This is a genomic window from Kineococcus radiotolerans SRS30216 = ATCC BAA-149, assembly GCF_000017305.1.
GTDB classification, from domain to species: domain Bacteria; phylum Actinomycetota; class Actinomycetes; order Actinomycetales; family Kineococcaceae; genus Kineococcus; species Kineococcus radiotolerans.
Map to the genome: position 1 here is coordinate 2361267 of NC_009664.2, position 19357 is coordinate 2380623.

19 protein-coding genes are annotated in these 19357 nt (G+C 76.9%); 9 read left to right on the top strand and 10 right to left on the bottom strand.

What is annotated here, in order from left to right; genetic code table 11:
* Nucleotides 1-30 precede the first annotated feature (30 nt).
* Both KRAD_RS11405 and KRAD_RS11410 read right to left on the bottom strand, forming a co-directional pair.
* The gene (locus KRAD_RS11405; protein WP_012085760.1) at nucleotides 31-336 is read right to left on the bottom strand and encodes a hypothetical protein; all 306 of its coding nucleotides are present in this window, start codon (nucleotides 334-336) and stop codon (nucleotides 31-33) included.
* A complete protein-coding gene (locus KRAD_RS11410; RefSeq protein ID WP_012085761.1) occupies nucleotides 333-815 on the bottom strand; it encodes an Asp23/Gls24 family envelope stress response protein in 483 nt (160 codons plus the stop codon). The genes KRAD_RS11405 and KRAD_RS11410 overlap by 4 nt, the downstream gene beginning before the upstream one ends.
* Nucleotides 816-1003: 188 nt before the next feature.
* On the opposite strand from KRAD_RS11410, the gene KRAD_RS11415 reads away from it, so the two are divergent.
* From KRAD_RS11415 to KRAD_RS11425, 3 genes are read left to right on the top strand one after another with little or no spacing between them, the layout of a single operon-like run.
* Nucleotides 1004-1579 (top strand): RNA polymerase sigma factor, encoded by a 576-nt coding sequence (locus KRAD_RS11415; protein ID WP_012085762.1) that lies wholly within the window; start codon nucleotides 1004-1006, stop codon nucleotides 1577-1579.
* Complete coding sequence (locus KRAD_RS11420) at nucleotides 1576-2025, top strand: hypothetical protein (protein ID WP_012085763.1); 450 nt, start codon at nucleotides 1576-1578, stop codon at nucleotides 2023-2025. Before KRAD_RS11415 ends, KRAD_RS11420 begins: the two co-directional genes overlap by 4 nt.
* Entirely contained in the window at nucleotides 2022-2957 is a 936-nt protein-coding gene (locus KRAD_RS11425; protein WP_012085764.1) for an oxygenase MpaB family protein, read from the top strand. The genes KRAD_RS11420 and KRAD_RS11425 overlap by 4 nt, the downstream gene beginning before the upstream one ends.
* An 11-nt stretch (nucleotides 2958-2968) precedes the next feature.
* Here the strand turns inward: KRAD_RS11425 and KRAD_RS24325 are convergent, their stop codons facing one another.
* A complete protein-coding gene (locus KRAD_RS24325; protein ID WP_012085765.1) occupies nucleotides 2969-3508 on the bottom strand; it encodes a MarR family winged helix-turn-helix transcriptional regulator in 540 nt (179 codons plus the stop codon).
* A gap of 200 nt (nucleotides 3509-3708) precedes the next feature.
* Here KRAD_RS24325 and KRAD_RS11435 point away from each other — a divergent pair, with 200 nt between their 5' ends.
* Nucleotides 3709-5307, top strand: coding sequence for a GAF domain-containing protein (locus KRAD_RS11435; RefSeq protein ID WP_012085766.1), 1599 nt, complete (start codon nucleotides 3709-3711; stop codon nucleotides 5305-5307).
* Between the two features lie 86 nt (nucleotides 5308-5393).
* Here KRAD_RS11435 and KRAD_RS11440 read toward each other — a convergent pair whose 3' ends face one another.
* Together KRAD_RS11440 and KRAD_RS24330 are read right to left on the bottom strand one after the other, a co-directional pair.
* The gene (locus KRAD_RS11440) at nucleotides 5394-5921 is read right to left on the bottom strand and encodes an FBP domain-containing protein (protein WP_012085767.1); all 528 of its coding nucleotides are present in this window, start codon (nucleotides 5919-5921) and stop codon (nucleotides 5394-5396) included.
* A 44-nt stretch (nucleotides 5922-5965) separates the two neighbouring features.
* Nucleotides 5966-8680, bottom strand: coding sequence for a putative bifunctional diguanylate cyclase/phosphodiesterase (locus KRAD_RS24330; protein WP_049821171.1), 2715 nt, complete (start codon nucleotides 8678-8680; stop codon nucleotides 5966-5968).
* A 227-nt stretch (nucleotides 8681-8907) separates the two neighbouring features.
* On the opposite strand from KRAD_RS24330, the gene KRAD_RS11450 reads away from it, so the two are divergent.
* Nucleotides 8908-10611, top strand: a complete 1704-nt coding sequence (locus tag KRAD_RS11450; protein ID WP_012085771.1) for a putative bifunctional diguanylate cyclase/phosphodiesterase — start codon at nucleotides 8908-8910, stop codon at nucleotides 10609-10611.
* A gap of 16 nt (nucleotides 10612-10627) precedes the next feature.
* On the opposite strand, the gene KRAD_RS11455 is transcribed toward KRAD_RS11450, so the two are convergent.
* Entirely contained in the window at nucleotides 10628-11233 is a 606-nt protein-coding gene (locus tag KRAD_RS11455) for a catalase family protein (protein ID WP_012085772.1), read from the bottom strand.
* Nucleotides 11234-11319: 86 nt separating this feature from the next.
* Between KRAD_RS11455 and KRAD_RS11460 the strand changes: the two genes are divergently transcribed.
* A complete protein-coding gene (locus KRAD_RS11460; protein WP_012085774.1) occupies nucleotides 11320-12402 on the top strand; it encodes a spore photoproduct lyase family protein in 1083 nt (360 codons plus the stop codon).
* A 53-nt stretch (nucleotides 12403-12455) separates the two neighbouring features.
* Here KRAD_RS11460 and KRAD_RS11465 read toward each other — a convergent pair whose 3' ends face one another.
* Entirely contained in the window at nucleotides 12456-13424 is a 969-nt protein-coding gene (locus tag KRAD_RS11465; RefSeq protein WP_041292038.1) for an NAD(P)-dependent alcohol dehydrogenase, read from the bottom strand.
* A 102-nt stretch (nucleotides 13425-13526) separates the two neighbouring features.
* Here KRAD_RS11465 and KRAD_RS11470 point away from each other — a divergent pair, with 102 nt between their 5' ends.
* Nucleotides 13527-14318, top strand: a complete 792-nt coding sequence (locus KRAD_RS11470; protein WP_012085776.1) for a TetR/AcrR family transcriptional regulator C-terminal domain-containing protein — start codon at nucleotides 13527-13529, stop codon at nucleotides 14316-14318.
* 17 nt (nucleotides 14319-14335) lie between these two features.
* Here KRAD_RS11470 and KRAD_RS11475 read toward each other — a convergent pair whose 3' ends face one another.
* On the bottom strand, nucleotides 14336-14713 hold the full coding sequence (locus KRAD_RS11475) for a VOC family protein (protein WP_012085777.1): 378 nt from the start codon (nucleotides 14711-14713) through the stop codon (nucleotides 14336-14338).
* 113 nt (nucleotides 14714-14826) lie between these two features.
* Between KRAD_RS11475 and KRAD_RS11480 the strand changes: the two genes are divergently transcribed.
* Nucleotides 14827-15603: a TetR/AcrR family transcriptional regulator C-terminal domain-containing protein gene (locus KRAD_RS11480; protein WP_012085778.1), complete on the top strand. Its 777-nt coding sequence runs from the start codon at nucleotides 14827-14829 to the stop codon at nucleotides 15601-15603.
* Between the two features lie 12 nt (nucleotides 15604-15615).
* On the opposite strand, the gene KRAD_RS11485 is transcribed toward KRAD_RS11480, so the two are convergent.
* Both KRAD_RS11485 and KRAD_RS11490 read right to left on the bottom strand, forming a co-directional pair.
* Nucleotides 15616-16872: an acetamidase/formamidase family protein gene (locus KRAD_RS11485; protein ID WP_012085779.1), complete on the bottom strand. Its 1257-nt coding sequence runs from the start codon at nucleotides 16870-16872 to the stop codon at nucleotides 15616-15618.
* A 103-nt stretch (nucleotides 16873-16975) separates the two neighbouring features.
* Nucleotides 16976-17740: an IclR family transcriptional regulator gene (locus tag KRAD_RS11490; protein WP_012085780.1), complete on the bottom strand. Its 765-nt coding sequence runs from the start codon at nucleotides 17738-17740 to the stop codon at nucleotides 16976-16978.
* A 72-nt stretch (nucleotides 17741-17812) separates the two neighbouring features.
* Between KRAD_RS11490 and hutH the strand changes: the two genes are divergently transcribed.
* Nucleotides 17813-19357: a histidine ammonia-lyase gene (gene hutH / locus KRAD_RS11495; protein WP_012085781.1), complete on the top strand. Its 1545-nt coding sequence runs from the start codon at nucleotides 17813-17815 to the stop codon at nucleotides 19355-19357.

Below are 19357 nucleotides of genomic sequence, written 5' to 3' on the forward strand. Positions count from 1 at the left end.
GTTCGTGCGGGAGGCGCGGGGCGCCGGGGGTCAGGCGAGGTCGTCGACGTGGACGCGGACGTCCGCGGGGGCGCCGGCCGCGGTGAGCCGGGCGGCGGCCGCCAGGTGCACCGCCTCGGCCACCTCGCGCAGGGGCGCGTCGGCCCGCAGGACGACGTGGACCTCGGTGGGGCCGGTCCGGTCGGGGTCGGCGAGGCGGATCCCCGCGACCCGGCGCCCGGGCAGGTAGGTCCCGATCTCGCCGAGCGCGCCGCCGTTCAGGCGGACGACGCCCGGGACGGCGAGGACGGTGGCGGCGAGGTCGTCGGCCAGACCGGCGAGGTCGCCGGGGGTCACTGGACCCGGGTGGTGGTCCGCACGGTGGTCTCCTCGACGGCGTCGTCCTCGTCGGGCAGGTGGACGTCGGCGACCTCGAGGTTGACCTCGGTGACCTCGAGCCCGGTCATCCGCTCCACGGAGGCGATGACGTTGCGGCGCACGGCGGCGGCGAGGTCGGCGATGGCGACGCCGTACTCGGCGATGAGCTCGATGTCGACCGCGGCCTGGCGCTCGCCGACCTCGACGGAGACGCCCTGCGCGTGGTTGGTCCGGCTGCCGGGGATGCGCTCGCGCAGCGCGCCGACGGCGCGGGCGGCGCCGCCGCCGAGGGCGTGCACGCCGGAGACGTCCTTGGCGGCCAGGCCCGCGATCTTCGAGACGACGGTGTCGGCGATGGTGGTCACGCCGTGCGCGCTGGCCAGGGCGGTGGGGGCGCTGGCGCTGGAGGTGGCGGTGGCGCCGGTGGTCCCGGTCGAGGTGGTGGTCTGGGTGCTCATCGTGGGTTCCTCCCGTCCGTCGCAGCACGGTGCTGCGTCGAACGTGGTTGAGCGCAGGAGGACCGGTTTCGTCACGGTCACCGGGACGTGAGCTGCATCACAGCGGCGAACGGTCCCCCTCGGCGGGTGGGCCCGCCGGGCCCGTGCTCTGATCGAGCCCTCGGGACGATCGTTGGAGCAGCCGGACGATGTGCGACACCCAGGGCGACGACGTCCGCCCACCCTCCGACGACGACGCCGCCCTCGCCCGGGCCGCCGCGATGGGCGACCGCGACGCGTTCGCCGGGCTCGTCGAGCGCCACGGCCCCTCCCTCTACCGCTACGCCCACCGCCTGCTGCGCGACCCCGGCCGCACCGACGACTGCGTCCAGGAGACCTTCCTCGCCGCCTGGCGGGCCCTGCCCCGCTTCCGCGGCGACGCCTCCGTGCGCACCTGGCTGTTCACCATCTGCCGCCACGAGGTCTACGCCCGCTCCCGCGAGGGCGGGGCGCACGAGGTCGACCTCGACACCGTCCGCGACCGGATCCAGGACCTGCGCGCCGACCCCGCCCGGGCCGGGGTCGAGGCCGCCCTGCGCGACGCCCTCGACCTCGCCCTCGGCGTCCTGCCGCCCCGGCAGCGCTCCGCGTGGCTGCTGCGGGAGGTCGAGGGCCTGAGCTACGACGAGATCGCCGAGGTCCTCGGCACGACGGCGGCCGCGGTCCGTGGTCTCCTCGAGAGAGCGCGCACCGCGCTGGCGACGGCACTGGAGGGGTGGCAGTGAGCAGCGAGACGCGCAGCCCGGGCGAGGACGTCCTCGACCTCGCCACCGCCGCCCTGCGCGCCCACACCGAGAGCGGGTGGGTCGTGGTGCGCGCCGAGGTCCTCGAACGGGTCCGCCGCGCCTTCCGCCCCGCCGATCCCGTCCTGGGCCGGCACGGGGCCGGGGAGTTCCTGCTCAACGGCAACGTCCTGGTCACCGAGCTGCGCCCCGCCGTCGACGCCGTCCCCGCCGCCTCCGCGCTCGCCATCAGCTGCGCCACCGACGACGAGCACCGCCTGCGGACGGTGGTCGTCGACGTGGCCGCGGGCTTCGGGGCCCACCTGCCCTCGGTGGGCCGCGCGGTGCGGGTCGCGGTGCTGGAGCGGCTGCGCGAGGTCCTGGGCGCGGCGGCCCCCGACGGCGGCTCGGTCCTCGTCGACGTCCACGTCGCCGACGTCCGGGCGTGAGGGCCCGACCCGGCGCCGACCTCGCCCCGCGCGTGCGCCGCGCCTTCCGGGCCCGCGTCTCCGGCGATCCCACCGGGGCCCCGGACTGGGTGCGCGACATCGCCCTCGTGGGGGCGGGGCCGGGCTGGTTCGAGCCCGACGGCGTCGTCTGGCGGGTCCACGGCGACCTCTCCACCCTCGTCGGCGGGGTCGCGGCCCTGCTGGGGCAGGGCGCCCACCCGCTGGCGCTGGCCGGGGTGCAGCGGCACTCCTCCTACCGCAGCGACCCGTGGGCCCGCCTCGCCGGCACGGCGCGCTGGCTCGTCGTGACGACCTTCGGCTCCGACGAGCTCGCCGGGCGGGAAGCCGCGCGCGTCCGGGGGATGCACGGCCGGGTCCGGGGCCGCACGGGGGACGGGCGCAGCTACTCCGCCGCGGACCCCGCCCTGCTGCGCTGGGTGCACCTGGCCTTCACCGACGCCTTCCTCGCCGCTCAGGAGGCCGTCGGGCACGACCTGGCCCCGCGGTTCGGGCGGGGCTGGGCCGACGCCTACGTCGCCGACTGGGCCCGCAGCGCGCGGGCGCTGGGCGCGCAGGACCTCCCGGCCAGCCGCCGGGAGCTCGCCGAGGCCCTGCGGGCGGTGGAGCCGGACCTCGAACCCGTCCCCGCCGACCTGCTGGGCTTCCTCGCCGACCCGGGCGGGCTGAACCGGGCCGAGCGGGTCTTCTACGCCGGTCTCGCCGGTGCCGGGGCGCTCGTGCTCTCCCCGTCCGTCGCCCCCCTCGCCGGGGTCCCCGGCCGCGGGGACCGCACGCCCGCCGCGCGCGCCCGGCTGCTGCGCACCCGCTGGCAGCTGCGGGCCTTCCAGCTCGCCCTGGGCCCGCACAGCCCGTCCGAGGCCGCCGCGCGGTACCGGATCGGCCTCGCCGGGCCGCCGGAGTGGCTGGTCTGACGAGGGGCCCGTCAGGCGGGGGGCGCGGCGTGCTCCTCGCCGGACCCGGGGACGACCACCCGTCCGAGCAGGACGGCCAGCTCCTGCGCGTGGGCCGCGGACAGGGGGGCGAAGAACGACCTCAGCTCGGCGCGGACGAGGACGGCGGCCGCCTCCAGGACGCCCCGGCCCTCCGCGGTGATGGTGAGGACGACCCGGCGCCCGTCGCGCGGATCCCGTGCGCGCGACAGCAGGTCCCTCTTCTGCAGGCGGTCGGCGATGAGCGTCACGCACGACTGCGGGACGAACATGCGCTTCGCCAGCTCGCCGGCGTTCTGGGACCCGACGACCTGCAGGAGGTACAGGGCGCGCAGGTCGCTGGCGAGGAGGCCGACCTCGCCAGCGGCGGCGTCCAGCACCGAGATGACCTTCAGCCCGGCCTGCAGGGTCAGGCGCCCCAGCTCGGAGCCGGTGACGGGGTCCACGGCGATCACGTCGGCCTCCGACCGCGCACCCGGCAGCTCCGCCGCACCGGGTCGGGCGGTCGGCGCGGTCTCGGGCGCGGTGGTCACGGCCCCCCATCGACGCTGCAGCCCCCGTCCTTGAGCGCCCGGCCACCTCGGGAGGGGGGTCCGAGAGCCGACCGCCCGCGTCGATCACACGGTCGCAGCAGTCAAGCCCGCCGCCGCGCACGTCGATGCTTCAGTTCTGAAGGACACCGGCGGCGAGCCCACCGGGTGCTCCACGGCACACGGCAGGAACGGAGACGGGCGTGTTCGGACGCACCAGTGCGAGGTCGGCGGCCGCCGGTCGTTCCCGCGAGGTCGAGGAGGCGCGGGCCGACGTCGAGGCGGTCACCGAGGTCGTGCGCGCCCTCGACGGGGCCCGGACCCCGCAGGAGGCGGTGCGGGTCGCGCTGGACACCGTCCGCGAGCGCTTCGGGTGGGCCTACGGCTCCTACTGGCGCCTGCACCCGGGCACCGGGGCCGTAGCCCGCGGGCCGGCCGGCGGGCCCGTCCTGCGCTTCGAGCAGGAGAGCGGCGACGCCGGGGAGGACTTCCGCCGGGTCACCCTGGAGGCCTCCTTCGCCGAGGGCGTGGGGCTGTCGGGACGGGCCTGGCGCGAGCGCGACCTCGTCTTCGTCCCCGACCTGGCGCGGGTGACCGACTGCGTGCGCGCCCCCGTCGCCCAGCGCGCGGGCATCAGGTCCGGGATCTGCTTCCCCGTCCTCGACGCCGGCCGGGTCGTGGGGACGATGGACTTCTTCACCACCGAGCAGCTCTCCCCGTCCCCCGCGCGCCTCGCGGTCCTGCGCTCGGTCGGCACCCTGGTCTCCGCCGCCCTGGCCCGGCTGCACGAGGCCGTGCGCCAGGAGAAGGCCGCCCAGGACGTCGCGGCCGTCTCCACCGTCATCCGCGAGCTGACCAGCGCCACCGGCGAGGAGCAGGCCCTGCGGACCGCCCTGGACACCATCCGCCGCGACTTCGACTGGCAGTACGGCTCCTTCTGGCGCCTGGACGACTCCGGTCCCGCCCGCGAGCACGCCCTGCGCTTCGAGCTGGAGTCCGGCGACGCCGGCGCGGAGTTCCGCCGGGTCACCCTGGAGGCCTCCTTCGCCAGGGGCGTGGGTCTCTCCGGGCGCGCCTGGGCGAGCGAGGACCTGGTCTTCGTCGAGGACCTCGGGCAGGTGACCGACTGCGTGCGCGCTCCCGTCGCCCAGCGCGCGGGGGTGAAGTCGGGCGTCTGCCTGCCCATCCTCGTGGCCGGCCGCGTCGTGGGGACGATGGACTTCTTCGCCACCCGCACGCTCGTCATGTCGACCAGCCGGGAGAGCGCGCTGCGCAACACCGCCTTCCTCATCGGCCAGGCCATGGAGCGCTTCGCCGCGGCCCGCCGCCTCGCCGACGCCGGGGGCGAGCTGCTCACCTCCATCGGGGAGGTGGAGCGCAACGTGGTGACCGCCACCGACGTCGCCTCCCGCGGGGAGCAGCTGACCGTGGAGGCCAACGCCGAGGTCGCCGCGCTCACCCGGGCCAGCGCGGAGATCAGCCAGGTCGTGCGCACCATCACCGCCATCGCCGCCCAGACCAAGCTGCTCGCCCTGAACGCCACCATCGAGGCCGCGCGCGCCGGCGAGGCCGGTCGCGGCTTCGCCATCGTCGCCGAGGAGGTCAAGGAGCTGTCGGGCGAGACCGAGCGCGCGACCACCGACGTGGGCGCCCAGGTCGCGACCATCCAGGCCCGCGTCGAAGCCGTCACCTCGTCCCTGGCCCAGATCCAGGGCTCGGTGGAGCAGATCAACGAGACCCAGAGCCTCATCGGGCAGGTCCTCACCGAGCAGGTCGCCGTCACCCGCGGCATCCTCGGCTGAGCACCGGGTGGACCGGTCCCCGTCCCCGCCCGACCCCGTGGTCGCTGCGGGGACGGGACCGGCCGCACGTCCCCGCCCGGGCCGTCTCAGCGCGAGGCCAGGACCTTCTCCGCGAACGCGGCCGCGCGCTCGCGCAGCGCCGCCTCGCGCTCGGAGATGCTCAGGCCGGGGTCCGGCTTCAGCGTCGGCGTGGGGCGCAGGACCCGCACGTTGTCGGCGCAGGCCAGGTCGCTGCACACGTAGGTGCCGACGGTGTTGAGCTTGCGCCCGGCCTCCCCGGCCCGGGCGGCCACGAACAGCGACACCTCGCCGGGGGCGCGGGTCGTGCGGCACAGGTCGCACATCGCGGTGGTGCGGACGCCCTTGCCGGGGGTGGCGCGCAGCGCGAGGCCGACCACGGCCTCCCCGAGGGGGACGAGCATCCAGCCGCGCTCGGGCGACTTGGGGTCGCGCCAGCCCACGACCCCGTGGACGGGGTCGCTGCCGTGGACCCACTCGGGGACGCGCATCCGGTGCGCCTCGCCGCGCGAGCAGTTCGTCATGGTCGAGCGGATGGCGTCGTCGGTCACGTGACCGGGGTCGAGGGCCGAGCCGCTGGGCGTCCGTACCGACACGTCGTCTCCTGGGAGGGGGGTGGGCCTCCGCGAGGGTACGCCCGTCAGCTCGCCGTCTCGAACTCGCAGGTCGCGTCGAAGACCTCCTGGCAGCCGCGCACGGCGTCCTCCAGGCGGGCGGCGGGGACGGGCCGGGAGAAGTAGAACCCCTGGACGGTGTCGCAGCCGGTGGCGCGCAGCGCGTGCACCTGCTCGGCCTGCTCCACGCCCTCGGCCACGACCCCGAGCCCGAAGCTGCGCGCGGCGCCCACGACGAGGCGGACCAGCTCCACGGTGCGGGGGTCGTCGGAGTCCACGAAGCTCTTGTCGATCTTCAGGACGTCGACGGGGACCCGGGCCAGCTGCCCGAAGGACGTGTAGCCGGTGCCGAAGTCGTCGATGGCGATCCGCACGCCGATGGCGCGCAGCTCCCCCAGCCGCGACCAGGCGGCGCGGTCCTCGACCATGACGGTCTCGGTGATCTCCAGGGTGAGCCGCTCCGGACTCGTCCCGGTGGCGGCGAGGGCGTCGCGGACGTCGTCGACCAGGCGCGGGGAGCGCAGGTGGCGGCCGGAGACGTTGACCGCGACCCGCAGCCCGGCGCAGTCCCCGCCGGCGGCGTCGAAGGCGCGCAGCTGGGCCAGGGACGTGCGCAGCGCCCACCGGCCGAGGTCGCAGATGAGGTCGGAGCTCTCCGCGACGGGGATGAACCGCCCGGGCGGGACGAGCCCCTCGCCGGGCTTCTCCCAGCGCACGAGGGCCTCCACGCTGCGGACGCGGCCCGTGTCGAGGTCGGTGACCGGCTGGTAGTGCAGGACGAGCTCGTCGGCGACGAGGGCGTGGCGCAGGCCCTCCTCCACGGCGGCCTGGGCGGCCAGCGCGTGGCGCAGCTCGTCGTCGTAGACCTCCACGCGCCCGCGGCCGGCGGCCTTGGCCCGGTAGGCGGCGGTGTGCGCCTCCTGCAGCAGCCGGTCGGCGTCGACGGAGCCGTCGGGGGAGCCGGGGTCGTGGCGGCTGACGGCGACGCCGACGCTCGCGCCGACGCTGGCGGTCGTCTCGGTGGAGCCGGCCAGCGCGATGGGGGCCGACACGGCGTCGATGAGGGCCTGGCCGAGGTCGAGCAGGCCCTTCTCGTCCTGGACCGGCTCGACGACGACGAGGAACTCGTCCCCGCCGAGGCGGGCCACGACGTCCACGGCGCGCACGCGCTCGCGCAGCCGTTCGGCGACGGTGCGCAGGACGGCGTCGCCGGCCCCGTGCCCGAGGGAGTCGTTGACGGTCTTGAACTGGTCGAGGTCGACGAACAGCAGCCCGACCCGGTCGCCGGTGCGCCGGGTCCGGCGCAGGGCGCGGTCGGTCTGGGCGAGGGCCTCGGCCCGGTTGGGCAGGGTCGTCAGCGCGTCGTGGGTGGCCTGGTGGGCCAGGTCCTCCTGCAGCCGCTCGCGCTCGTGCATGGCGCCGATGATCTGGCGCACCGAGGCGTGCACGACGCGGCCCAGCGGACCGCCGACGGGGCGGCGCAGGATCTCGTCGTCGAGGTCGCCGTCGGCGACGGCCTGGGCCTGGGCCTGCACCGAGCGCAGGCTGACGACGGCCGCCCCGAGGCCGCGGGCGACGGTGCGCGCCTCCGGCGGGCCCTCGACGTGGACCTCGACGAGCTCGCCGAGGCTGATCGAGCGCGCGGCGGCGGCCAGGCGCGCCAGCGGCCCGGCGATGGAGCGGCTGGTGTAGAGGGTGCCGCCCACGGACAGCGCGAGCAGGACGGCGGTGACGGCGGAGTAGTTCAGCAGCTCCCGCTGGGCCTGGGCCCGGTAGGTCTCGGCCGCCTCGACGGCCGCGCCGGCGGCGGCGTCGAGGACGGCGCGCAGGGCGTCGTCGCGGCCGACGACGGCGGTGCTGAGGGAGAGGAGGACCGCGGAGTCGGGGACGCCGCCGGCGGGGGTGGCGACGGCGTCGGCGAGGGTCTGGTCGACCGTGCGGGAGTCGGGGTGGGCCAGCGCGGCGGTCCAGCCGGAGCGGACGGCGGCCCCGCTGGCGGTGAGGACGTCGCCGGAGGCGAGCCGGAACCCCGCCCAGCTGCCCAGGAAGGACTGGCGGGCGGGACCCTCGCCGCCGGCGGGGGCGGCGACGAGACCGAGGTAGTAGGGGATCTCCTCCCCGGCGAGGGTGGTGGCGCGGGCGGTGCGCCGCAGGTCGTCCACGGCGTCCTGCAGCTGCCCGTCGGCGACCTCGTCGGCGGCGACGGTGAGGTGCGCGTCGACGGCGGCGCTGAGCTCCTCGACGAGGTAGCGGTACTTGTCGAAGAGCTGCCGGTTGCTGGTGGTGCGCTGGCTGGGGGTCTCCCCGGCGCCCCGGGAGGCGCGGACGGTGGCGAGGCGGGCCGCGGTCCCCTCGACGGCGGGACGGGCGAGGGGGTCGGTGCCGGCGTCGGCGGCGGTCGCGTCGGTGCGGCTCATCGCCTCCTCGTAGAGGGAGTGCAGGTCGACGGCGAGGTCCTCGCGCTCGCGGGTGGTGCCCGCGGCGGTGCTCAGCTCGAGCAGCTCCACGCTGGAGACCAGCGGGATGGCCTCCTCGGCGATGCGGGCGCGCAGGGCGTCGAGGGCGATGGCGGCGTGGACCTCGCGGACGGCGTGCTCGGCGGCCTGCACCCGCTGGATGCGGTGGGTCACGAGGATGGAGGCGAAGGCGGAGAACCCGATCAAGGGGACGAGGACGAGCACGAGGAGCCTGGTGCGCAGGCTGATCGTGCGCCGTTCGCGCTGCTCGGGGAGGTCGGCCACCTGACAGGGATCGACCGCCGGGGGCCGGGGCATGAGCGCGCGGCGCCGCGGGCCACCCGCGGTCCCCCGTTCGGCGCAGTCCCGCCCGACCGCGCGGCGGGGCGGGGCGGGACCCCGCGCGGGGTCCTCCGGGGGGTTTGTGCCGGGGCCCGGGGCGCGCCAGACTCATCGAGCGACCGGATCGCCTCAGAAGGTCCGGTGATGAGCCGCGGCGGGGGAGGTGAGCCGTGCACGAGCCACCGGCGGGGGTGGACCTCGCCCGGGCGGTCCTGTCCGCCGCGGTGGGGCTGGTGGTGACCGACCTGCGGGGGCGGGTGCTGGGCGTCGACGAGGCCTTCGCGGGGCTGCTGCGCCGCCCGTCCGGCGAGGTCCTCGGGCGCGGGCTGGCCGAGGTGCTGTCCTCGGCCGAGGGCGCCCACGACGTCGAGGGCACGGTCGCGCGGCTGCTCGACGGGGACCCCGCCGTGACCGGCGAGGTCCCGGTGCTGCGGGGCGACGGGGTCGTCTTCCGCGCCCGGACCCTCTCCTCGCTGGCCACCACGTCCGGGGGGGACGCGGTGGTGGTGCTGCACCTGCTGGACGCGCACCGCGAGCGGCCGCGCGCGCCCGGCGACCACGACCCCCTGACCCGCCTGCCCGGCCGCGCCGCGGCGGTCACCGACCTCACCGCCCGGCTGCGCGCCGGGACCGGGCTGGTCGGCGTCCTGACCTGCGACCTCGACCGCTTCCGCGTCGTCAACGAGAGCCTGGGGCACGCCGTGGGCGACGAGGTCCTGCTCACCGTCGCCCGCCGCCTGCTGGCCGGGGTGCGCGGCGGGGACGTGGTGGCGCGCCTGGGCGACGACGAGTTCGCGGTGGTGCTCGCCGGGCTCGCCGACGCCGGGGAGGCCGTCGACGTGGCGCACCGGCTCACCCGCGCCCTCGCCGCGCCCCTGGAGGTCCCCGGCCCCGCGGGGCCGCAGGAGATCCGCTGCGCGGTGAGCACCGGGCTGGCCGTGGTCGACCTGGCGGCGCCCCTGCAGGGGGCCGGGCCCGGCGCGCCGGAGCTGGACGCGGCCACCCTGCTGCGCGACGCGAACACCGCCCTGGACGCGGCGAAGGCCGCGGGCGGCGGCTGCTGCCGGGTCTTCACCGACGCCATGCGCCGCCGCGCCGTCCGCCGCCTCACCGTCGAGAACGACCTGCGCCGCGCCCTGGAGCGCGGGGAGCTGCGGGTCCACTACCAGCCCGTGGTGCGGCTCGCGGACCGGCGGCGGACCGGGTTCGAGGCGCTGGTGCGGTGGGAGCACCCCGAGCGCGGGCTGCTGCTGCCCGAGGAGTTCCTCGACGTGGCCGAGGAGTGCGGCCTGGTGACGGCCGTCGACGCCGCCGTCCTGGAGGAGGTGCTGGGCTTCCTCGCCCGCCACCCCGAGGGGCGGGTGTCGGTGAACACCTCCGCCCGCCGCCTGGACGGGACGTTCGCGCCGGCCGTGGCCCACGGGCTGGCCCGGCACGGGCTCCCCCCGCAGCGCCTGGCCGTCGAGCTGCTCGAGACGTCCCTGGTCCCCGGCGACGCCGTCACCGAGCGCGAGCTGCACGACCTGGCCGACCTCGGCGTCGAGGTCCTCCTCGACGACTTCGGCACGGGCTACTCGGCGCTGTCCGACCTGCGCCGGCTGCCGGTGGGCGGGTTGAAGCTGGACCGCTCCTTCGTCGGCGACCTGCCCGCCGACGCGACCTCCGACCGCATCGCGGCCGCCGTGGTGGGCCTCGCCGTCGGCTTCGGGCTGTCCTCCACCTGCGAGGGCGTGGAGACCGCGGCCCAGGCCGCCCACCTGGCCGCGCAGGGGTGGCGCTCCGCCCAGGGCTCCCTCTTCGGGGCCCCCGCCCCCGAGGAGCACTGGTTCCCCAGCCCGGCGGTCCCCGCCGACGGGGTCCGGGCCTCGGCCTGACCCGCGCCGGCCGCGGTCAGCGGCCCGCGGAGCGCCGGCGCCCCTCCCGCGACCCGGCGTACCCGGGTTCGCGCACCCGCTGCCACCACGGCGGGATCGCCAGCCCGGGGACGGCGTGCAGGACCGGCTCGAAGGTGAGGGTCCGGTCCGGCGCCCGGGCCGGGTCCCGGTCCAGGTGCAGCGCGGCGAACACCCGCCAGGGACCGCGCGGGGCGGCGACGGCCAGCAGGTAGCCCCCCTCGTGCGAGCGGGCCCCCACCAGCAGCGGGCCGCAGGGCGCGGCGAAGGCCGCGATGCTGGAGTGCAGGACCCCCTCCGCCCGGCGCCGGGGCCAGGGGACGCGCCGGCCGAGGGTGGTGGCGAGCAGCAGGTCCCACGGGTCGCCGTCGGGGGAGGTGGTCCGCAGGGCGATCCCGTGCACGTCGGGCAGCGGTTCGGGCAACCCCCCGCCGCGGGAGAACCGCACCAGCACCTCGTCGACGCCGGGTTCGTCGATCCAGGGGACCCCCGTGGCGCGGCGCAGCCCGGAACGGACGAGCGTGCCCTCGACGACGGCGCCGCGCGGGTGCAGGGCCTTGGCCGAGCGCAGCGCGGCCACGGTGCGGAACAGTCCGGCGATCACCCCCGGAGTCTCGCCCCGGCGGGGGAGTGGCGCACGCCACGACGCCGCGGGGACGGGGCCGCGCCCGCCCGGCGTTGTACCCGGTGATGCTCACCGACGCCCCCGCGAAGCCCGTCCTCTGGACCCCCCGCCACGTCCTCGTCACCGCGTCCGCGCAGGCCGAACCCCACGGCCGCGCCATCCTCGACCGCCTCGCCGCCGCCGGCGTCGAGGACGTCACCCTGCTGAGCGGGGACCGCCTCCCGCCGCTGCGCGGGGACGACGACCGCGCCACCTACGCCCGCGCCAAGAAGACGCTCGCCGTCGTCACCAGCGCCGCGTCCAAGCGCCGGCCCACGCCGATCCCGCCGAGCGCGGACTTCTCCTTCCCCCTCGCCGAGGGCTGCCCGGGGCACTGCCAGTACTGCTACCTGGCGGGGTCGCTGTCCGGGCCGCCGATCACCCGCGTCTACGCCGACCTGCCCCGGATCCTCGCCGGCCTCGACGAGGTCGTCGGCACCGGCGGGGTCACCTCGGGCACGCAGGCCCGCGGGCACGAGGGGACGACGTTCGAGGCGTCCTGCTACACCGACCCCCTCGCCCTGGAGCACGTCACGGGGTCGCTGGCCGCGACGGTCACCCACTTCGGCACCCACGAGTGGCCGGGCCCGGTGCAGCTGCGGCTGACGACGAAGTACGACGACGTCGAGGGCCTGCTGGACCTGCCCCACCACGGCCGCACCCGGATCCGCGCCTCGGTGAACGTCGCCGACGTGGAGCGCTTCGAGGGCGGCACGGCGCGCGTCCGTTCCCGCCTGCACGCCCTGGGCCGCCTGGCCCGCGCCGGGTACCCGGTGGGGCTGACCATCGCCCCGATCATGCCGGTGGAGGACTGGGCCGCGCGCTACGGCGAGCTCCTCGACGCCGCCGCGGCGGAGCTGCCTGCCGACGCGGACCTGACGGTGGAGTGCATCACCCACCGCTTCACGCCCAAGAGCAAGGACGTCCAGCTCGGCTGGTACCCGCGGACCAAGCTGGACCTGGAGGAGTCCACCCGCACCCGCAAGCACGGGAAGTTCGGCGCGGTGAAGTACGTCTACGACCGCGACACGATGCGCGAGCTGCGGACGTGGTTCGAGGCGGCGCTCCCGCAGCGGCTGCCGGCGGCCCGGTTCCTGTACTGGACCTGACCCGGCCCCCGACCGGGTGCCGGGTGCCGTCCCGCGCGGCGCTCGGCGTCCAGTCAGACGGAGAGGACGAGCTTGCCGCGCACCGACCCCGCGCACAGCAGGGCGAGGGCTTCCGGGGCCGAGGCGAGCGGGAGCACCCGGTCCACCGCCGGGACGAGGCGGCCGGAGTCGACGAGCCCGGCGAGGACCGCGAGGTCGGCGGCGTTCTCCCGGGCCACGAACGTGCCGAGCCGGTGGCGCACGAAGGGGGAGAGCAGGGTCGCGCCGAGCTGGCGCTGCACCCCGCCCAGCACGCGCCCGCCGGTCTCCCCGCCGACGATCACGAGGGTCCCGGTGGGGGTGAGCGCCCGGCGCAGCCGGGAGACGGGGGTGCCGCCGCCGGTGTCGAGGACGACGTCGTAGCGGCGCTCCGGCAGGGCGTCCGCGGTGCGGTCGAGGACGGTGTCGGCTCCGAGGGAGCGGACGAAGTCGAGCTTCCCCGGGCTGGTGAGCCCGGTGACGACGGCGCCGGAGGACCGGGCGATCTGGACGGCGAAGGAGCCGACGCCGCCGCCGGCGCCGATCACGAGGACCTGCTGCCCGGGCCGGACGCGGCCGTGGTCGCGGACCGCCTGCAGCGCGGTCGTGCCCGACACGGGCACCGCGGCGGCCTGCTCGAAGCTCGCCGTCGCGGGTCGCGGGGCCAGCTTCCCCTCGTCGGCCCGGGCGTACTCGGCGAAGGTGCCGTGGCCGGTCCCGTACACCTCGTCGCCGACGCGGAAGCGCCGCACGCCGTCGCCGAGGGCCACGACCGTACCGGCGAGGTCGCCGCCGACGACGGGGTTGCGCGGGGCGCGGAGGCCGTACCCGGCGAGCCGCAGCGGGTGGGGCAGGCCCGTGACGAGGTGGACCACGCCCCGGTCGACGCCGGCGGCGCGCACCTGCACGAGCACCTCGCCCGGCCCGGGGCGCGGGCGGTCGACCCGTTCGCAGCGCAGGACGTCGGCCGTCGCGCCGTAGCGGTGGCGCACCAGGGCGCGCATCCCCGTCGTCGTCCCCCGGGGTGCCCGGGCGTGCTGCTCAGTGGTCACGGGGGCCCCTCGGGAGTTCCGGCTTACGGTGTAACCCAGTTGTACGCTCGTGACGTGAGCCGGTCAAGGCACCCAGGGGCGGGAGCGGGGACGGGAGCGGCCGGGGACGAGGGGCGCACCCGGCCGCGGCTGAGCCGCAGCCAGGTCGTGCGGGCCGCCGTGGCGCTGGCGGACGAGTCGGGCCTCGAGGCGCTCTCGATGCGCAAGCTCGGCGAGCGGCTCGGCGTGGAGGCCATGTCGCTGTACAAGCACGTGGCCAACAAGGACGACCTGCTCGACGGGATGGTCGACGCCGTGTTCGCCGAGTTCGGCTCCCCCGTCGGCGGCGACGGGGACGACGGCGACGACGGGGACTGGCGGGACGTGGTGCGCCGGCGCGCGGTCTCCGTGCGCACCGTCCTCGCCCGGCACCCGTGGGCGGCGCCGGTGGTGCAGTCGCGAGCGCACCCGGGACCGACCGCGCTCGCCCACCTGGACGCGCTCATCGGGGTCCTGCGCGGCGCGGGGTTCCCGGTCCCGCTCACGGCGCACGCCCTGTCGGTCGTCGACGCCTACGTCCACGGCTTCGCGGTGCAGGAGAGGGCGCTGCCCTTCGACACCGAGGAGCGCAGCACCGAGGTGGCGCAGCGGATCCTGGCGGCGGTGCCGCCCGGCGAGCACCCCCACTTCGTGGAGTTCTCGCGCGAGCACGTCCTGCGCCCCGGCTACGACCACGGCGGGGAGTTCGAGTGGGGGCTCGACCTGGTGCTCGACGGGCTCGAACGGGCCTTCGCGAGCACCCGCGGCGCCGGGTCGCCGGGTGGTCCCGCCGCCGGTGGCGAGCACGACGGCCCGCGAGGGGGGTGAGGTGCCCGGCGGGGTGCTCAGCCGTTCCAGTCGACGAGCTGGAGGACCACCCCGTTGGGGTCGCGGACCTGGAAGGCGCGCTCGCCCCACTCCTCGACGGTCAGCGGCATGGTGATCTCGACGCCCTCCGCCCGCAGCCGGGCCAGTTCCCCCTCCAGGTCGTCGACGACGAAGGCGACGATCTGCCCGCGGGCGAGCTCGTCGCGCTGGTCGGCGGGCAGGGTCGCGAGCCCCCGGCGCAGGTAGACCAGGTGCATCCCGGCGTCGGGCCGGCTGAGGCCGGCGTAGCCGTCGGCGGCGCCGTCGAGGGTGAAGCCGAAGTGCTCGACGAGGAAGGCGGCGGACGCCTCGACGTCCTCGACGTTCAGGGACAGGGCGCTGGCGGTGATGTTCACGGGGGGGCTCCTCGCCGTCGATGCCGTTACTCCGTACGCCGTACAACGTGGAGGGGGGTGGGAGTGTTCCCGGCGCGGTGCTCCCGCTCCCGGGGACCGGCGAGGATGCCCCGGTGAGCCCCGACCGCGTCAACGCCGGCGACCCGGCCCGGACCCTCGCCCTGCTGTGGCGCGACCCCGCCGCCGTGCCCACCAGGGGACCGCGCCGCACCCACGACCTCGACGCCGTCGTCGCGGCCGCGCTCGCCCTCGCCGACGAGCAGGGCCTGCCCGCGCTGACCACCCGCCGGGTCGCCGAGCGCCTCGGGATCTCGACCATGTCGCTCTACACCTACGTCGCCGACCGCGCCGAGCTGCTCGACCTCATGCTCGACGCGGCCTACCTGGGCATGGACCGCACCGACACCACCGGCCGCCCCTGGCGCGAGCGGCTGGCCGCCGTCGCCACCGAGAACCGCGGCCTCTACGAGGCGCACCCCTGGGCCGCCGAGGTGTCCACCGCGCGGCCCTCCCTCGGCCCCGGCCAGACCGCCAAGTACGAGCACGAGCTCGCCGCCCTCGACGACGCGGGCGGCGAGGGGGGCCTCGACGACGTGACCCGCGACGCCTGCCTGACCCACCTGCTCGTCTTCGTCCGCGCCTGCGCCCGCGACGCCGCCGACGCCCGGGCCACCGCCGCGGAGTCCGGCAGCGACCGGGAGTGGTGGAGCTCGGTGGCACCCCTGCTGACGCGGGTGCTGGACCCGGTCCGCTACCCGCGCGCCGTCCGGGTCGGCGCGGCGGCCGGGGAGGCGGCCGGCAGCGCCCACGACCCCGACCGCGCCTACGCCTTCGGCCTCGACCGCCTCCTCGACGGCCTCGCCCCGCTGCTGGACGCCCCGCTCAGCTGACCCGTCCCGCCCTCAGCGCGGGAAGTCGGACTTGCGGATCGTGGCGTGCACCCCGACGGTCCGGTCCACGACCTGCGAGACGTGGAAGTCCGTCGCCGCGCTCAGGTACGCGTAGGCCACCGGTCCGGGCACGCCGAGGTCGGTGGTGAGGAAGTCCAGCGCGTGGCGCACGGCGTCGCGCATCGCCACCCCGAGGTCGGTGCCCTGCGCCCCGCCCCCGGGTCCGTCGGGGTCGCTGAGGCCCACGGGGATCCAGTGCTCGGGGGTCTCGGCGAAGGGGGTCCGGGCGGTCTGCTGCGGGGCGCCGCCCTCGCCGGGGCGCACCACGGTCAGGCGCACGGTCGCGCGCAGCGACCCCTCCATCGCGGTCAGCGCGACCTCGCCGTCGCCCTGGGCCATGTGCGGGTCGCCCACGAAGAACATCGCGCCCGGCACCCGCACCGGCAGGTAGAGGGTCGAGCCCACCACGAGGTCCTTGATGTCGATGTTCCCGCCGGCGTCGGTGGGCGGCACCGAGTCGACCAGCGCCGAGGTGTCGCGCGCGACGCCCATCGTGCCCAGGAACGGCGCCAGCGGGAACCGCACCGGCACCGGGCCGGGCAGGGCGCCCACCAGGTCCCCGCCGCTGGTGGCGACGGAGGTGAACACGCTCACGTTCCCCCCGACGTTGAAGTACTCCGCCAGCGCCGGGTCGCCCTCCCACCGCTCGGGCAGCTCCCCGGGCAGCGCGCCTTTGCCGTGGCGGTTGGAGATCACCCCGTAGGGCACCCGCAGGGCGAGGTCGAGCACCTCGACCTTCAGCACGTCGCCGGGCAGCGCCCCCGTGACGGCCACGGGGCGGTTCACCACGTGCGGGCCGGGACCGTCGTGGGGGGTGGAGGCGGCGATGGCCGCCGCGTCGTCGAGGACGTCGCGCGGGGCGACGCCGAAACCCGAGAAGTACCCGCGGGGGTCCTTGCCCTGGTCCTCCAGGATCCCCTCGTGCGACACGGTGTCGAGGGTCACCACGGCACCGGAGGCGACGACCACCGACGGCTCGGTGTCGCGGTTGGGCAGCCGGCCCCAGAGGACGTTGCCGGGGACGGAGGGCACGTAGACGCCGCGGCGGGGTCCGCGACCGGGCTGCAGGACGCCGGGCTGCAGGACGCGGACGGGACGGTGGGCCGCGGCGGAGGTCGCCGTCGCGGTCAGCGCGCCGAGGCCGGCGCTGACCCCCGCGGCGGCGCGGAGCAGGGACCGGCGGGCGGGGGGGAGGGGGTGCGGAGCCATGGGCGCAGCAGAGCAGCCTCCCGTGAACCCGCTGTGTCCCCGCTGTTTCGCCGATGTTGCGCCTGCGGCGCCCGGTCCGACGTCGACCACCGTGCAGCCCCCGTCAGCCCCCGTGCAGCCGCCGCCGCAGGTCCGCCGCGTGCCGCAGCAGCACCTCGACGAACCCGCTCCGGCGGGCCTCGTCGACGTCCCCGGCGGGGAACGTGAGCGCGAGGCTGCACACCGGCCAGCCGCTGCGGTCGCGCACCGCCACCGCCACCGACGCCAGCCCCTCGGTGATCTCCCCGTCCTCCACCGCGTACCCGCGGGCCCGGGTCGCGACCAGCTCCGAGCGCAGCCCGGCGGCGGTCTGGGTCGCCGCCCCGCGCCGGGTGAACGCCGACGGGTCCGGGAACAGCGCCCGCACCTGCTCGCGCGGCAGCGCGGCCAGCAGCGCCCGCCCGCTGGCGGTGAGGTGGCTCGGCAACCGCACCTCGACGTCGGTGACCAGCGCCGGGCGCCGCGGCGCGCGCTCCTCCACCAGGTAGACGACCTCGCGCCCGGCCAGCACCGCCAGGTGCGCGCTCTCGCCCACCCGGTCCACCAGCGCCGCGAGCACCGGCCGGCCCAGCCGGGTGACGGGTTCCTGGCGCACGTAGCCCGAGCTCAGCTCGAACGCGGCGATCCCCAGGCCGTAGCGGCGGGCCTCGGGGAAGTGCAGGACGAAACCCTGCCCGGCCAGTTCCGCCAGCAACCGGTAGACGCTGGAGCGCGGCAGGTCCAGCGACCGCGCCAGGGTCGCCGCCGCCACCGGCCCCTGCTGGGCCGCCATGAACGACAGGATCCGCAGCGCCGCCGCGACCGTCGGGGCTCCGTTCGGCGTGGCCACCCGCCGAAGTGTCCAGCACCCTGGACACCGTCGCCGCGCCGGACCCTGACGAACCCCCTCCCGCGGTGTGGGATGAGGAACGTGAGAGAAGTCCTCGTGGCCGCCGGCCCGCTGTCCCCGGCCGACGTCGTCGACGTCGCCCGCCACGGCGCCCGGGTCGGGCTCGACCCCGCCGCCCTCGCCGGCGTCGACGCCTCCCGCGCCCGCGTCGAAGCCCTCGCCGGCGACCCCGAACCGCACTACGGCATCTCCACCGGCTTCGGGGCGCTGGCGACCCGGCACATCCCCCTCGACCGGCGGACCCAGCTCCAGCGCAGCCTCGTCCGCTCCCACGCCGCCGGCTCCGGCCCCGAGGTCGAGACCGAGGTCGTGCGCGCCACGATGCTGCTGCGCCTGTCCACGCTGATGACCGGGCGCACCGGGGTCCGCTCCGCCACGGCCCGCGCCTACGCGGGCCTGCTGAACGCCCACCTCACCCCCGTCGTCCCCGAGCACGGCTCGCTGGGCTGCTCCGGCGACCTCGCCCCCCTCGCCCACTGCGCGCTCGCGGTGATGGGCGAGGGCACCGTCCGCACCCGCGACGGGGTGGAGCTCCCCGCCGCGAAGGCGCTCGCCGACGCCGGGCTGGAACCCGTCGTGCTCGCCGAGAAGGAGGGCCTGGCCCTCATCAACGGCACCGACGGGATGCTCGGGCAGCTCGTCCTCGCCCTGGACACCCTCGCCACCCTGTTCGCCACCGCCGACGTCGCCGCCGCCATGAGCGTCGAGGCACTGCTGGGCACCGACGCCGTGTTCGCCGACGACCTGCAGGCCCTGCGGCCCCAGACCGGCCAGCGGGTGTCGGCGGGCAACGTCCGCCGGGCGCTCGCGGGGTCGCCGATCGTCGCCAGCCACAAGGGCCCGGAGTGCACCCGCGTCCAGGACGCGTACTCCCTGCGCTGCGCCCCCCAGGTCCACGGCGCCGGCCGGGACACCGCCGCCCACGCCCTGGCCGTCGCGACGGCCGAGCTCGCCGCGGCGATCGACAACCCCGTCGTCACCCCCGACGGGCGGGTGGAGTCCAACGGGAACTTCCACGGCGCCCCGGTCGCCTACGTCCTGGACTTCCTCGCCATCGCCGTCGCGGACCTGGCGAGCATCAGCGAACGGCGCACCGACCGGTTGCTGGACCCCGCCCGCAGCCACGGCCTGCCGGCGTTCCTGGCCCACGACGCGGGCGTCGACTCCGGCCTGATGATCGCCCAGTACACCGCGGCCGGGATCGTCAGCGACCTCAAGCGCCTCGCCGTCCCCGCCTCCGTCGACTCCATCCCGAGCTCGGCCATGCAGGAGGACCACGTCTCGATGGGGTGGGCGGGGGCGCGCAAGCTCCGCCGCGCCCTCGACGGCCTCACCCGCGTCGTCGCCGTCGAGGTGCTGACCGCCGCCCGCGGTCTGGACCTGCGGAGACCCCTGGAACCCGGCCCCGTCACCGGCGCCGTGCTCGCGAAGCTCCGCGAGACCGTCGAGGGCCCCGGGCCCGACCGCTTCCTCGCCCCCGAGATCGAGGCCGCCGTGGCCGCCGTCGCCTCGGGGGACCTGCTCGCCGCCGCCCGTTCCGTCACCGAGATCCACTGA

Coding starts and splice junctions, on each gene's coding strand:
- KRAD_RS11410 (WP_012085761.1), bottom strand. CDS start 815: ATGAGCACCCAGACCACCACCTCGACCGGGACCACCGGCGCCACCGCC.
- KRAD_RS11415 (WP_012085762.1), top strand. CDS start 1,004: ATGTGCGACACCCAGGGCGACGACGTCCGCCCACCCTCCGACGACGAC.
- KRAD_RS11460 (WP_012085774.1), top strand. CDS start 11,320: ATGCTCACCGACGCCCCCGCGAAGCCCGTCCTCTGGACCCCCCGCCAC.
- KRAD_RS11465 (WP_041292038.1), bottom strand. CDS start 13,424: ATGCGCGCCCTGGTGCGCCACCGCTACGGCGCGACGGCCGACGTCCTG.
- KRAD_RS11485 (WP_012085779.1), bottom strand. CDS start 16,872: ATGGCTCCGCACCCCCTCCCCCCCGCCCGCCGGTCCCTGCTCCGCGCC.
- hutH (WP_012085781.1), top strand. CDS start 17,813: ATGAGGAACGTGAGAGAAGTCCTCGTGGCCGCCGGCCCGCTGTCCCCG.